This window comes from Enorma timonensis (genome assembly GCF_000321165.1).
In the GTDB taxonomy this organism is placed as follows: domain Bacteria; phylum Actinomycetota; class Coriobacteriia; order Coriobacteriales; family Coriobacteriaceae; genus Enorma.
Genome location: NZ_CAPF01000016.1, coordinates 23,219 through 36,323, shown reverse-complemented (window position 1 = coordinate 36,323; position 13,105 = coordinate 23,219). Strand labels below are relative to the sequence as shown.

General features: G+C 68.7%; 13 protein-coding genes and 1 tRNA gene. All 14 read left to right on the top strand.

The window, feature by feature from the left end; translation table 11 throughout:
* A partial coding sequence (locus BN423_RS10595) for a riboflavin kinase (protein ID WP_019238639.1) occupies nucleotides 1–841 on the top strand: 841 nt, incomplete at its 5' end.
* Nucleotides 822–2,813 (top strand): DNA primase, encoded by a 1,992-nt coding sequence (dnaG, locus tag BN423_RS02155; RefSeq protein WP_019238638.1) that lies wholly within the window; start codon nucleotides 822–824, stop codon nucleotides 2,811–2,813. The genes BN423_RS10595 and dnaG, both read left to right, overlap by 20 nt.
* 132 nt (nucleotides 2,814–2,945) lie before the next feature.
* The gene (gene rpoD / locus BN423_RS02150) at nucleotides 2,946–4,301 is read left to right on the top strand and encodes an RNA polymerase sigma factor RpoD (RefSeq protein ID WP_019238637.1); all 1,356 of its coding nucleotides are present in this window, start codon (nucleotides 2,946–2,948) and stop codon (nucleotides 4,299–4,301) included.
* Nucleotides 4,302–4,516: 215 nt separating this feature from the next.
* Nucleotides 4,517–4,591, top strand: a tRNA-Asn gene (locus BN423_RS02145).
* Between the two features lie 340 nt (nucleotides 4,592–4,931).
* A complete protein-coding gene (gene pyrR / locus BN423_RS02140) occupies nucleotides 4,932–5,513 on the top strand; it encodes a bifunctional pyr operon transcriptional regulator/uracil phosphoribosyltransferase PyrR (RefSeq protein WP_019238636.1) in 582 nt (193 codons plus the stop codon).
* Between the two features lie 4 nt (nucleotides 5,514–5,517).
* Nucleotides 5,518–6,462: an aspartate carbamoyltransferase catalytic subunit gene (locus BN423_RS02135; protein ID WP_019238635.1), complete on the top strand. Its 945-nt coding sequence runs from the start codon at nucleotides 5,518–5,520 to the stop codon at nucleotides 6,460–6,462.
* Nucleotides 6,446–7,735 (top strand): dihydroorotase, encoded by a 1,290-nt coding sequence (locus BN423_RS02130; protein WP_019238634.1) that lies wholly within the window; start codon nucleotides 6,446–6,448, stop codon nucleotides 7,733–7,735. Before BN423_RS02135 ends, BN423_RS02130 begins: the two co-directional genes overlap by 17 nt.
* Before the next feature lie 171 nt (nucleotides 7,736–7,906).
* Complete coding sequence (locus BN423_RS02125) at nucleotides 7,907–8,674, top strand: dihydroorotate dehydrogenase electron transfer subunit (protein ID WP_019238633.1); 768 nt, start codon at nucleotides 7,907–7,909, stop codon at nucleotides 8,672–8,674.
* On the top strand, nucleotides 8,674–9,597 hold the full coding sequence (locus BN423_RS02120) for a dihydroorotate dehydrogenase (RefSeq protein ID WP_019238632.1): 924 nt from the start codon (nucleotides 8,674–8,676) through the stop codon (nucleotides 9,595–9,597). Before BN423_RS02125 ends, BN423_RS02120 begins: the two co-directional genes overlap by 1 nt.
* On the top strand, nucleotides 9,591–10,310 hold the full coding sequence (gene pyrF, locus BN423_RS02115; RefSeq protein WP_019238631.1) for an orotidine-5'-phosphate decarboxylase: 720 nt from the start codon (nucleotides 9,591–9,593) through the stop codon (nucleotides 10,308–10,310). Before BN423_RS02120 ends, pyrF begins: the two co-directional genes overlap by 7 nt.
* Before the next feature lie 212 nt (nucleotides 10,311–10,522).
* The gene (gene mihF / locus BN423_RS02110) at nucleotides 10,523–10,831 is read left to right on the top strand and encodes an integration host factor, actinobacterial type (RefSeq protein WP_019238630.1); all 309 of its coding nucleotides are present in this window, start codon (nucleotides 10,523–10,525) and stop codon (nucleotides 10,829–10,831) included.
* A gap of 1 nt (nucleotide 10,832) precedes the next feature.
* A complete protein-coding gene (gene gmk, locus BN423_RS02105) occupies nucleotides 10,833–11,402 on the top strand; it encodes a guanylate kinase (protein WP_019238629.1) in 570 nt (189 codons plus the stop codon).
* 6 nt (nucleotides 11,403–11,408) lie between these two features.
* Nucleotides 11,409–11,711: a DNA-directed RNA polymerase subunit omega gene (locus BN423_RS02100; RefSeq protein WP_019238628.1), complete on the top strand. Its 303-nt coding sequence runs from the start codon at nucleotides 11,409–11,411 to the stop codon at nucleotides 11,709–11,711.
* 3 nt (nucleotides 11,712–11,714) lie between these two features.
* Complete coding sequence (thiI, locus tag BN423_RS02095) at nucleotides 11,715–12,944, top strand: tRNA uracil 4-sulfurtransferase ThiI (RefSeq protein WP_019238627.1); 1,230 nt, start codon at nucleotides 11,715–11,717, stop codon at nucleotides 12,942–12,944.
* The last annotated feature ends 161 nt before the right edge of the window (nucleotides 12,945–13,105 follow it).

Sequence of the window (13,105 nt, the reverse complement as noted above, 5' to 3'; positions counted from 1 at the left end):
CGCCCGCGCCCGCGGCATGCGCGCGGTCGCCGTCACCTTCGACCCCGACCCCGACACGGTCGTCGCGCCGCGCCCGGCGGCGAAGCTCACCGCCCGCGCGGACCGCCTCGCCCTGCTCGCCGCCTCGGGTGTGGACGCGGTGCTCGTCATCCCCTTTACGCGCGCGCTCTCGCGCCTCGACCACGCCGCGTTCTTCACGGACGTCCTCTTCGCCTGCTGCGACGTGCGCGCCGTCCACGTGGGGAGCGATTTTCGCCTGGGGCGCGGCGGCGCCTCGACGGTCGCGGTCATGCGGGGCTGGTGCGCCGAGCGGGGCATCGAGCTCTTCGGCCACGAGCTGCTCCGCAGCGGCGACGAGGTCGTTTCCGCTTCGAACATCCGCGCGCACCTCGCCGCGGGCGAGCTCGATGCCGCCGCGCGCGAGCTCGGCCGCCGCTACCTGCTGCGCGGGACGGTGGTGCACGGGCGCGGCGAGGGGGCGGGCATGGGCTTTCCCACCGCGAACATCGCCTACGACCCCGTCCTCCAGGTGCCCGCCGAGGGCGTGTACGGGGGCATCGCGCTCGTGGGCGACGCCGCCTGGCCTGCTGCGGTGAACGTCGGGGTTCCCCCCATGTTCGCCGATAACGCCGCCTCGGCCGCCCTGGAGGCGAATCTCATCGGGTTTTCCGGCGACATCTACGGCGGCGCCATCTCGATCGCGTTCGCCCGCCGGCTGCGCGGGCTCGTGCGGTTCTCGACGCGCGACGAGCTTGTCCGCACGGTGCTCGATGATATCGATAGCGTGAAGCGGGAACTCGGTGAGGACGGGGTGGTGCTCGATGATCTCGGAGGAAGATAAGAACCGCGTCCGCGCCGCGACCGACCTCGTCACGCTCGTGCAGGAGACCGTGCCGCTCAAGCCGCGCGGCCAGGACCTGTGGGGCTGCTGCCCGTTCCATGGCGAGAAGACCCCCTCGTTCCATGTGATCCCCGCTACGCAGGTGTGGCACTGCTTCGGCTGCGGCGAGGGCGGCGACTGCTTCACCTACGTCATGCGCCGCGAGAACCTGTCGTTTCCCGAGGCCGTCCGCTACCTCGCGGACCGCGCGGGCATCGAGCTTGAGGAAGAGGCGCACCAGGCGCGCCGCGGCACCAGGCGCTCCCGGATCATCGACGTCTGCGAGGAGACCTCGAACTTCTACCATATGCAGCTCATGCGCGGCCGGGATGGGCGTCCACGCTCGTATTTCTCGTCGCGCCACATGGGCTCGGACGTCTGCCGGAAGTACCGGCTCGGGTACGCGCCGGGGAGGGGGGCGCTCGTCGCGCACCTCAGCGCGCAGGGCTTCACCGCGCAGGAGATGATCGACGCGAACGTCGCCGTGCGCCGCAACGGCGGCAACCTGGCCGACCGCTTCTACGAGCGCGTGATGTTCCCTATCTTCGATGAGCGGGGCTCGTGCGTCGCGTTCGGCGGGCGCATCATGGGCGACGGCCAGCCGAAGTACCTCAACACGGCCGAGACCGCCGTCTTCCATAAGAAGAAGAACCTCTACGCGTTCAACTGGGCGAAGGAGCATATCGTCGCCGAGGCGCAGGCCGTCGTGGTCGAGGGCTACACGGATGCCATCGCCTGCCACGAGGCGGGGATCGGCAACGTGGTGGCCACGCTCGGCACCGCGCTCACCGAATACCACGTGAAGACGCTCTCGCGCTTCGCCAAGCAGATCGTCTACCTCTTCGACGGAGACGCCGCGGGCCAGAAGGCGGCGGAGCGCGCGATCCAGTTCATCGAGCAGAGCACCGTCGACCTGCGCTGCGTCGTGCTCCCGGATGGCATGGACCCCATGGAGTTCATCACCGCGCGGGGCGGTGACGCGCTGCGGACGCTCCTCGCTGAGGCCGAGCCCCTCATGGACTTCGTCTTCCGCAAGCTCGAGGAGCGCAGCGACACCGCCACGCCCGGCGGCCGCGCGGCGGCGCTCGACGAGGCCTGCCGGCTCATCTACCCGCTCCGCGCGAGCTACCTCGTCGATTCCTACTACATGCAGATTGCCGACCTGCTCGGGCTCGACGCCGAGACCGTGCGCTCGGCGGCGCAGCGCGTCTTCCGCACTGTGCAGGGGGAGGAGGCGACGGCGCGCCGGCGCGAGCAGATGCGCGACGCGGCGCGCGGGCAGCGTACGGGTGCCGCCCGGGGCGCGGGCGAGCCCGCTGCCGCGTACGGCGACGAGGCGGACGAGGTGCCCTACGACTACATCCCGGACGATGCGCGCGGCTTCGACGATGCCCCCGCTCCGGCACAGGCCGGCGATCCGGGCACGGGAGCCGCCCCCGCCGCCCCCGTGGTGCTCACCGACCTCGAGCGCCGGGCGCTCGCCTGCGAGCGCGAGCTGCTCACGCTGCTCACGAGCTCGCCGGACGCCTTCCGACCCTTCGCCGAGCGCATCACCGAGATCGACTGGATCGACCCGCGCCACGAATCGATCGCGTGGGCGGTGCTCGCCACGCCCGCGGGGACGTCGGCCGCCGACGCCATGCAGGCCGTCCTCGCCGTGTGCCCCGAGGCGCCGCAGCTCGTGTCGGGCGGCCTCGTGTCCTCCACGAGCACGCACCCGACCGACGTGACGATCGAGTTCCTCGTGAACACGCTCGAGCTCTACACCGTGCAGCGCCGCCTCCGTGCGGTGCAGGCGCGCCTGCGCCAGGATCGCTCCCTCGACCGCGCCCAGCGCCGGGAGCTCACCATCCAGGCGACGCGGTTCGCCGCGCGCCAGCGCGAGCTGCAGAAGGCCGTCAGCGGCATCGCCGACCCCTTCGCGAGCGCCTGATGGCGCCCGCGGGCGCCGCGTGGATTTGTCGAAAGCCGGGCGAATAATTTTCCCTGCTACATATTCCCACGTACTGGGTATAGAGAGCTGTGTTAAAGTAATGAGTCCCGTGGACTGAGGAAGGGAGCTTTTGTGCCGAAGAAGACCGAGAAGAAGGATACCGGGCTCGATGCGTATATCAACACGCTCGTGGACAAGGCCTCGGTGTCCGGGTCTGTTTCCGAGGACGAGATCCAGATCGTCCTGAAGGACGTCAACATCGACGACGCACAGCTTACCTCTATCTATCGCTCGCTCCGTGATCGCGGCATCGAGGTGGTCTCCCAGGGGGAGGCCGATGACGACCTGTCGCTCGGCACCGACGGCGTCGGCGGCTCCGACGACGATGACCTCGGCGTCGACGACCTCGATGGCGAGCTGGATGACGAGAGCATCGAGGACCACGACATCAAGGTCGCCAAGATCGCCGAGTCCGAGATGGGTTCCGCGCGCAAGAAGAAGCCGCGCGCCCGCACGTCGCGCTCGCGTTCCCGCGTGCGCGGCATCGATGCTTCGACCGTCATGCTCACCGGCGACCCGGTGCGCATGTACCTCAAGGAGATCGGCAAGGTCGACCTGCTGACCGCTGCGGACGAGGTCGACCTGGCCATGAAGATCGAGGCCGGCCTCGACGCGACCGAGAAGCTCGAGGCCGCCGATCGCGGCGAGCTCGAGCTCACGCGCGCCGAGATGCGCCGCCTCACCCGCGTGGAGCAGGTGGGTCTCGACGCCAAGCAGGCGCTCATCAGCGCGAACCTGCGCCTCGTCGTCTCCATCGCCAAGCGCTACGTGGGGCGCGGCATGCTGTTCCTGGACCTCATCCAGGAGGGCAACCTCGGCCTCATCCGCGCGGTGGAGAAGTTCGACTACGAGAAGGGCTTCAAGTTCTCCACGTACGCCACGTGGTGGATCCGCCAGGCCATCACCCGCGCCATCGCCGACCAGGCGCGCACCATCCGCATTCCGGTGCACATGGTCGAGACCATCAACAAGCTCGTGCGCGTCCAGCGCCAGCTGCTGCAGGACCTCGGCCGCGACCCGACCCCCGAGGAGATCGGCGAGGAGATGGGCATCAGCGCCGACCGCGTGCGCGAGATCCAGAAGATCTCGCAGGAGCCCGTCTCGCTCGAGACCCCCATCGGCGAGGAGGAGGATTCCCAGCTCGGCGACTTCATCGAGGACTCCCAGGCGGTCGTCCCGCCCGATGCGGCGAGCTTCTCCATGCTCCAGGAGCAGCTCTCGCAGGTGCTCGACTCGCTTGCCGACCGCGAGCGCAAGGTCATCGAGCTCCGCTTCGGCCTTGTTGACGGCAACCCGCGCACCCTCGAGGAGGTCGGCCGCGTGTTCGGCGTGACGCGCGAGCGCATCCGCCAGATCGAGAGCAAGACGCTGGCGAAACTCCGCCATCCGAGCCGCTCGAGCAAGCTCAAGGACTACATCGAGATGTAGGCGGCGGCAGCCTTCCATACGCGCGTATCCGAGCGGTCCGGGCATCTGCGCCCGGGCCGCTCGTCGCTTCTGCGCCGCTCGCGTCCCGGTGGCAGGGAGGATCGGAGCGGCGTCGAGGCCCCGGTGGCCCTGACCGCGTGAACTTTTTTCAAAAAATCCCCTTGCCATCTGTCGAGAAGTTTGTATACTAAGTTCTGTTGCTTGCGAGCAGCCATTCCTCGGTAGCTCAATGGTAGAGCACGCGGCTGTTAACCGCGCTGTTGTAGGTTCGAGTCCTACCCGGGGAGCCATTGATTCCAAAAGACCCTGTCAGTCCCCCTGGCAGGGTCTTTTCATATCTGTGCGGCCCTCCGCCCGGCGCGCCGTCCCGTGCGCCAGATATGCAGGCATCAAGAATTTTGATTCACTTCGCACCGTCGCCGAGAACCCCGCCGGTGCCGGGGCGCTTCCGTGCTACACTAGGCTCGACCTTTAAACGTGGTACGAGATACCCGCAAGGAAGCACATAGCACCCAGCTCAGGGAGCGGGTTGTTCTTCGGGATGTCCGTGCCGCGCGGCGGTCGGGCATCTTTTTCTTTGCCTCGGCGGGGCGTATGCATCGCGGGGCATCGATGGAAGGAAGGAGTGCGATGGGCACGAAGCCTAAGGCGGTCATCATGGACGAGACCGCCATCAACCGCGCGATCACGCGCATCGCGCACGAGATCCTCGAGCGGAACGAGGGAACCGAGAACCTCGCGCTCGTGGGCATCGTGACGCGCGGCGACCTGCTTGCCAAGCAGCTCGTCGAGAAGATCGAGGAGATCGAGGGGGTGCGCGTGCCGCTCGGAAGCCTCGACATCAGCTTCTACCGCGACGACTACCTCACGAACCTCGCGCCCGAGATCCACGCCACGCACATCCCGTTCGACGTCGACGGCAAGCGCATCGTGCTCGTCGATGACGTCCTCTACACCGGCCGCACCATCCGCGCCGCGCTCGACGCGGTGATGGACCTCGGCCGCCCTGCCGCCATCGAGCTGGCCGTGCTCGTCGACCGCGGCCACCGCGAGCTCCCCATCTGCCCGGATTTCGTGGGCAAGAACGTTCCGTCTTCGCACGAGGAGAACGTGCGCCTGTATCTCAAGGAGGTCGACGGCCGTTCGTCCGTCGAGATTTTCGATGTGGAGCCCGGCGCCCGCGTGGGTTCCGCCCCGCTGGGAGGTGAGTAGGCTCATGGCGTTCAACCATAAGCACCTGATCGATATCACCGAGTACTCGGATACCGATATCATGACCATCCTCGAGACCGCCAAGGCGTTCTCCGAGGTGAACGAGCGCGCCATCAAGAAGGTGCCGACGCTCAAGGGCAAGACGATCGTGAACATGTTCAACGAGCCCTCGACGCGCACGCGCAGCTCCTTCGAGCTCGCCGAGAAGCGCCTCTCGGCCGACAGCCTGAACTTCGGCGGCTCCTCCACGAGCACGGTGAAGGGCGAGAGCCTCATCGACACCGTCATGACGCTCGACGCGTACAAGATCGACTGCATCGTCGTGCGCGACAAGCACGCGGGCGCCCCCTACATCATCACCCAGCACAGCCCCGCGGCCGTCATCGACGCCGGCGACGGCAAGCACGGCCACCCCACGCAGGCCCTGCTCGACCTCTATTCCATCTGGGAGCGCAAGGGCTCCTTCGAGGGGCTTAAGGTGGGCATCGTGGGCGACATCGCGCACTCCCGCGTGTGCGGCTCGCTCATCCCCGCGCTCAAGATCATGGGCGCTGAGGTCACGGTCGTGGCCCCGGGCACGCTCATCCCCGCCGCGCCCGAGGTGCTCGGCGCCGACCGCGTGAGCTATAGCCTCGACGACGTCCTGCCCGAGCTCGACGTGGTCTACATGCTGCGCATCCAGCGCGAGCGCCTGGAGGGCGCGCCCTTCCCGAGCCTGCGCGAGTACCACGAGCTCTTCGGCCTCACGAAGAAGCGCGAGCCGCTCATGAAGCCGGACGCGATCATCTGCCACCCCGGTCCCATCAACCGCGGCGTGGAGTTCGATTCCTACATGGCGGACCACCCCGAGCGGTCCGTGATCCTCGACCAGGTGTACGCAGGCATCTGCGTGCGCATGGCTGCCCTGTACCTGCTGCTTGGAGGTGCCGACAATGGCCTTTCTGCTTAAGAGCGCGCACGTCGTCGACCCGGTCGCGGGCATCGACGGCGTCGTTGACGTGAAGATCGACGGCGACAAGATCGCCGAGGTGGGCGAGAACCTCTCTGCCGAGGGCTGCGAGGTCATCGACCTTGCGGGCAAGGTGCTCGTCCCCGGCCTCGTGGACATGCACGTGCACCTGCGCGAGCCCGGCTACGAGCACAAGGGCACCATCGAGAGCGAGACCCGCGCCGCCGCGAAGGGCGGCTTCACGGGCGTGTGCTCCATGCCCAACACCGACCCCGTGACCGATAACGGCACGGTCGTCGAGTACGTGAAGTCCGTCGCCGCCCGCGAGGGGCACTGCCGCGTGTACCCCTCGGGCGCCTGCTCCAAGGGCCTCAAGGGCGAGATCATCGCCGAGATGGGCGACATGGTGGCGCACGGCGCCGTCGCCTTCACCGACGACGGCCGCGGCGTCCAGGGCGCCGGCATGATGCGCCGCTGCATGGACTACGGCAAGATGTTCGGCAAGGTGTTCATGAGCCACTGCCAGGACGAGGACCTCGTGGGCGACGGCCAGGTGAACGAGGGCGTCGTGTCCACGCGCCTGGGACTGCTCGGCTGGCCGGCGGAGGGCGAGGAGATCCAGATCGCCCGCGACATCGCGCTCGCGCGCCTCACGGGGGCGAAGCTCCACATCCAGCACATCTCCACCGCGCGCGGCCTCGAGCTCGTGCGCGCCGCCAAGGCCGAGGGGCTCGACGTGACCTGCGAGGCCACGCCGCACCACCTCTTCCTCACCGAGGACGCGCTCGACGGCACGTACGACACGCGCCTCAAGATGAACCCGCCGCTGCGCACCGCCGCGGACGCCGAGGCGCTCATCGCCGGCGTCGTCGACGGCACCGTGGACGCCATCGCGACCGACCACGCGCCCCATGCCGCCTGGGAGAAGGCGCGCGAGTTCGAGCTCGCCCCCTTCGGCACCACGGGCATCGAGTGCGCGCTCGGCCTCGTGCTCACCAAGCTCGTGGAGGCGGGCACCATCGACTACGCCCGCATGGTCGAGCTCATGAGCGTGAACCCGCGCCGCATCCTGGGCGTCGAGCCCGCGAGCATTGCCGCTGGCTCCGTCGCCGACATCACGGTCTTCGACCCCGCGGCGACCTGGACGGTCGGCGCGGACGGCTACGAGTCCAAGGCCGACAACTGCGCGTTCGAGGGCGTCGAGCTCACCGGCCGCGCGACCGACGTCTTTGTGGGCGGCGTGCGCACGCTCGCCGACGGCGTCGTGTGCTAGCACGTTCCGTGCGATAATCACAGGCAGGCGCGGCCGGGATGCCGGTGGCGCCTGCCTTTTCGTCTCAGCGATGCGCCCCTGCGGCGCGGCTCCCCGCTACGCGAGGGGTAGCGCCCCGGCGTCGGGCGCATCGGGTAAGGAGGGTCTATGCCAACGCCTTCACCGGCTCGCATGCACGATTTCGAGGTCGTGTCGAACGAGCCGATCGCCCGCGACATCTACGCGCTCACCATCCGCGCGCCCAAGCTCGCCGCGGCGATCCGTCCCGGCCAGTTCGTGAACATCGCCGTTCCCGGCAACGCGATGAGCCTGCTGCGCGTGCCCTTGAGCTATGCCTCAGCGGACCCGGAGGCGGGCACCGTCGAGCTGTGGTACGCCGTGGTGGGCGACGGCACGCGCCGCCTGTCCCAGATGCCCGCGGGCAGCCGCTCCGACCTGCTCGGCCCCGGCGGCAAGGGTTGGTCGGTCCCTGAGGGCTGCGAGCGGGCGCTCCTCGTCGCGGGCGGCATCGGTGTGCCGCCGGTGCTCTGCCTGGCCTACGAGCTCGCCGCGCGCGGCATCGCCTTCGATGTGTGCCTCGGCGCCGCGACCGCGGAGACGCTCGTGGGGGAGCGTGAGTTCCGTGCGCTCGGCGCGGGCGAGGTGCGCGCGTGCACCGACGACGGCACGGCGGGCTACCACGGCTTCTGCACCGACCCGGCCGCCGAGCTCCTCGCGCAGGGCGGCTACGGGTACGTGGCCACGTGCGGCCCCGAGCCCATGATGGCGAAGGTCGCCGAGGCGGCCGCGCAGGCTCAGGTATACTGCGAGGCCTCGCTCGAGCGCATGATGAGCTGCGGCTTCGGCGCGTGCTCCACCTGCGCCGTCGAGACCGTGAACGGCATGAAGGGCGCCTGCATGTGCGGCCCCGTGTTCGATGCGAAGGAGGTCGTGTGGTAATGGGCGATGTCTCCATGGCCGTCGATTTCGCCGGCATCCCGCTCAAGAACCCCATCAACACCGCTGCCGGGACGTTTGGTCAGGGCTGGCAGTTCCAGAACTTCATGGACGTCTCCGAGCTCGGCGCCATCACCACGAAGGGGTGCGCCGCCGAGCCCTGGCCGGGCAACCCCAAGCCGCGCATGACCGAGGTCCCGGGCGGCATGATGAACTCCGTGGGCCTGCAGAACCCCGGCGTCCGCGCCTTCGCCGAGGAATCCGGCTCCTACCTCGCCGACCTCACGGCGAAGGGAACGGCCGTCATCTGCCAGGTCGCCGGCCACTCCGTGGAGGAGTACGTCGCGGCGCTCGAGCTCTTCGACGAGCTCTGCCCGTGGGCGGCTGCGTTCGAGCTCAACGTGAGCTGCCCGAACATCGCCTGCGGCGGGGCCGCCATGGGGTCGACCCCCGAGGGTGCCGCCGAGGTCATGCGCACCTGCCGCCCGGTCACCAAGAAGCCGCTCCTCGTGAAGATGGCGCCCGTGCGCCTGCCCGAGATCGCCCGCGCGCTCGAGGCCGAGGGCGCAGATGGCCTCACGGTCATCAACTCCATCCCCGGCATGGCGATCGACGTGCACACGCGCCGCTCCAAGCTCTCGCGCCCCACGGGCGGCCTCTCCGGCCCGCTCCTGCACCCCATCGCGGTGCGCATGGTCTGGGAGGTCTGCCAGGCGGTGGACATCCCCGTGTGCGGCGTGGGCGGCGTCATGACGGGCGAGGACGCGGCCGAGTTCATCCTCGCGGGCGCGACCTCCGTGGCCGTGGGCATGGCGAGCTTCGTCGACCCGGCGGCCTCCGCGCGCGTCCTGCACGAGCTCGAGGCCTGGGCGGCGTCCCAGGGTGTGAAGAGCATCACCGAGCTGATTGGAGCCTTCGAATGCTAGAGCAAGAGGCGCGCGAGCGCATCATCGTCGCCCTCGACTGCGGCCGGGAGGAGGCGCTCGCGCTCGCGCGGGCGCTCTCCGGGCACGCGCGCTGGCTCAAGGTGGGCATGACGCTCTACTACGCCGAGGGTCCCTCCATCGTGCGCGCCTTCCGCGACCTGGGGTTCAAGGTGTTCCTCGACCTCAAGTTCCACGACATCCCGCACCAGGTCCGCGGCGCCGCCCGCTCCGCGGCCCTCGCGGGCGCCGACCTGCTCTCCGTGCACGGCCTCGGTTCGGGCGCCATGCTCGCCGCCGCGCGCGAGGGCGTGGAGCAGGCTGCCGCCGAGACGGGAGGGGAGCGCGCCCGCCTCGTGGCGATCACCGTGCTCACGAGCATGGACGAGCAGGCGCTCGCCGAGGTCGGCATCACCTGCCCCATCCCCGAGGAGGCGGCGCGCCTGGCAGGGCTCGCCCGCGCGAACGGCATCGACGGCATCGTGTGCTCGCCGCGTGAGGCGGCCGCGATGCGTCAACTGTTGGGAGAGGATGCGCTCATCGTGACGCCGGGTGTGCGTCCCGCCGGCGCCGCGCTCGGCGACCAGAGCCGCGTGGCCACGCCCGCCGCGGCCATCGCCTCGGGCGCGAGCCATCTCGTCATCGGCAGGCCCATCACCGGCGCGAATGACGCTGTCGCCGCGTACGAGGCCATCGTGGAGGAGCTATCGGAATAGCCCTGGGGTGCCCCCCGAGCACCCTCTGAAGCTGGGGAATCTTCGCGGTCGTTCTGTGAATATGCAGGTCGCAGCCCCAAAGATTCCCCGTTGCACTTGAACTTTGCCACGGTATCGATTAACGTATCACGATGGTTAAACGCCTGCTCATGCACTGCATGAGGCGGCAACCGTTCTTTTGTCTGTATCAACCTTGAATGTAGGAGGTTCTAATGGCGCTTCCCCAGCTCACCGATGAGCAGCGCAAGGCCGCTCTCGAGAAGGCCGCCGCAGCCCGCCACGCCCGTGCCGAGCTTCGTGAGAAGATCAAGAAGGGCGAGGTCTCGCTCGAGTCCGTCCTCAACTCCGATGATCCCATCGCGTCCCGCATGAAGGTCTCCACCCTCATCGAGTCGCTCCCTGGCTACGGCAAGGCCAAGGCCGCCAAGATCATGGACGAGCTGGAGATCTCCGCTACCCGCCGCGTCCAGGGTCTCGGCGTCCGCCAGCGCGAGCAGCTGCTCGCCGCCCTCACCAAGTAAGTTGGGCGAAACGACGTCAAAGCTCTTCGTCGTCTCAGGGCCGTCAGGTGCCGGAAAGGGTACGCTCGTCGCGCGCGTCCGCGCCGAGCTCCCGGATCTGGGCCTGACGGTTTCCGCTACCACGCGCTCCCCGCGCGCGGGCGAGGTCGACGGGACGAGCTATTACTTCCTCACGCCCGATGAGTTCCAGCGCCGCGTCGACGCGGGCGAATTCATCGAGTGGGCGCACGTCCACGGCAACTGCTACGGTACGCTGAAAAGCGAGGTCGAGCGCAATCTGTCGGCAGGTTCCTCGCTCATCCTCGAGATCGATGTGCAGGGTGCCCTCCAGGTGCGCGAGCGCATGCCCGAGGCGGTGCTCATCTTCATCAAGCCCCCCTCGCTCGAGGTGCTCGCCGAGCGCCTGCGCGGCCGCGGGACCGAGACCGAGGATTCGCTGGCGCTGCGCCTGGCGAATGCCGAGCGCGAGCTCGCGCTCATCGATCGCTACGATGAGGTCGTCGTGAACGATGACCTCGATGAGGCGGTCGATGCGCTCATCGGTATCATCAAGAACCATGAAAGGAGCTGAGGCTCCATGTCCGTCATCAAGCCTCATATCGACGACCTGCTCGAGCAGACCGATAACAACCGGTTCCTTCTCGCGTCGCTGGCGTCCAAGCGCGCCTGCGACATCAACAACATGCTGCGCGGTCAGCATGCGCGCGTCCTCTCCGTCCAGGACGTCGATGACATCACCATCGCGCTCTCCGGCAAGGACGCCATCTCCATGGCCATGGAGGAGATCGCCGACGGCGACATCTCCTACGACCACGACAAGTTCGAGGCCGCCCTCGGCCATCAGCCCGCGGAGTACGAATCCGCCGGTTCCGTGGAATAGCGCATGGCGAGCCGCGTCTGCCTGGTCCACTACCACGAGGTCGGCCTCAAGGGGAAGAACCGGGCTCACTTCGAGCACATCCTCATCGATACCATCAAGGCGGCCTGTGCCGCCTTTTCCGTTGCGACCTGCGCGCGCATCTCCGGCCACATCCTCGTGACGTTCTCCGAGCCGGGCGATGCCGAGCGCGCGTTCCCCGTCATCTGCCGGGTGCCGGGCGTCGCGCGCGTCTCGCTCGCCTTCCATACCAACCGGGAGCCGGGCGAGTACTGCCGCGCCGCGATCCGCGCCCTCGGCGAGATAGACTCGTTCGAGAGCTTCAAGGTCGCGGCGAAGCGCTCGAACACCGACTACCCGCTCGGGTCGCTCGAGCTCAACGCGCAGGTGGGGGAGGCGCTCTGCGAGGCGTTCCCCGATAAGCGCGTCCAGATGCACAAGCCCGACGCCGTCGTGCACGTGCTCGTGGTGCAGGGGAGCGTGTACGTGTACGCCCGCTCCGAGCGCGGCGTGGGCGGCCTTCCCGTCGGCAGCGCCGGCAAGGTCGTGACCCTGCTCTCCTCGGGCATCGATTCGCCCGTCGCCACCTGGCTCCTCGCCCGCCGCGGCGCGGTGTGCGTGCCCGTGCACTTCTCCGGGCGCCCGCAGACGGCAGATACGAGCGAGTATCTCTGCCAGGACATCATCCGCGCCTATGCGCCCGCCATCCAGATCGGCCGCCTGTACGTGGTCCCGTTCGGCGACGCCCAGCGCCAGATCGCGCTCGCGTGCCCCACGAGCCTGCGCGTCATCATGTACCGCCGCGTGATGTACGCCGTGGCCGAGCGCATCGCGCGCCTCGAGGGCGCCAAGGCCATCGTCACGGGCGAGTCGCTCGGGCAGGTGGCCTCCCAGACGCTCGAGAACATCGCCGCGGTGAACGAGATGGTGTCCCTTCCCGTCCTGCGCCCGCTCATCGGCTCCGACAAGCAGGAGATCATCGAGCGCGCTCACGAGATAGGCACCTACGACATCTCCTGCGAGACGGCGCCCGACTGCTGCACGCTCTTCATGCCGCGCGCGCCCGAGACGCATGCGCGCCTCGAAGCGGTGTACGAGGCCTGGGATGCCTTCGGCCACGATGCGATGATCGACGAGCTCGTCGCATCCGTCGAGTACGTCGATTTCCCGAGCTCGTCGTACCGGCCGGGCAAGCCGGTGCGCGAGCGGCACGAGGTGCTCGCTCCGCGCGGGTGACCGACATCGAAGGTGCGATTTGACGGCGGCCGTCCCGCGCGCGAGCGCATGGGGCGGCCGCCGTTTTGCGTGCGCGGCGGCGCGGTGCCGTTGCCGGCTGGTGCGTCTCCATGCATATCGTCAGGTTCATGTGCGGGGTATCGCTCGGTAATCGTGCCATC

Excerpts from the sequence above, each read along its gene's own strand:
- mihF (WP_019238630.1), top strand. The coding sequence starts at position 10,523 with ATGGCGCTTCCCCAGCTCACCGATGAGCAGCGCAAGGCCGCTCTCGAG.
- BN423_RS02120 (WP_019238632.1), top strand. The coding sequence starts at position 8,674 with ATGGGCGATGTCTCCATGGCCGTCGATTTCGCCGGCATCCCGCTCAAG.
- BN423_RS02135 (WP_019238635.1), top strand. The coding sequence starts at position 5,518 with ATGGCGTTCAACCATAAGCACCTGATCGATATCACCGAGTACTCGGAT.
- BN423_RS02100 (WP_019238628.1), top strand. The coding sequence starts at position 11,409 with ATGTCCGTCATCAAGCCTCATATCGACGACCTGCTCGAGCAGACCGAT.
- thiI (WP_019238627.1), top strand. The coding sequence starts at position 11,715 with ATGGCGAGCCGCGTCTGCCTGGTCCACTACCACGAGGTCGGCCTCAAG.
- pyrR (WP_019238636.1), top strand. The coding sequence starts at position 4,932 with ATGGGCACGAAGCCTAAGGCGGTCATCATGGACGAGACCGCCATCAAC.
- pyrF (WP_019238631.1), top strand. The coding sequence starts at position 9,591 with ATGCTAGAGCAAGAGGCGCGCGAGCGCATCATCGTCGCCCTCGACTGC.
- BN423_RS02125 (WP_019238633.1), top strand. The coding sequence starts at position 7,907 with ATGCACGATTTCGAGGTCGTGTCGAACGAGCCGATCGCCCGCGACATC.
- dnaG (WP_019238638.1), top strand. The coding sequence starts at position 822 with ATGATCTCGGAGGAAGATAAGAACCGCGTCCGCGCCGCGACCGACCTC.
- BN423_RS02130 (WP_019238634.1), top strand. The coding sequence starts at position 6,446 with ATGGCCTTTCTGCTTAAGAGCGCGCACGTCGTCGACCCGGTCGCGGGC.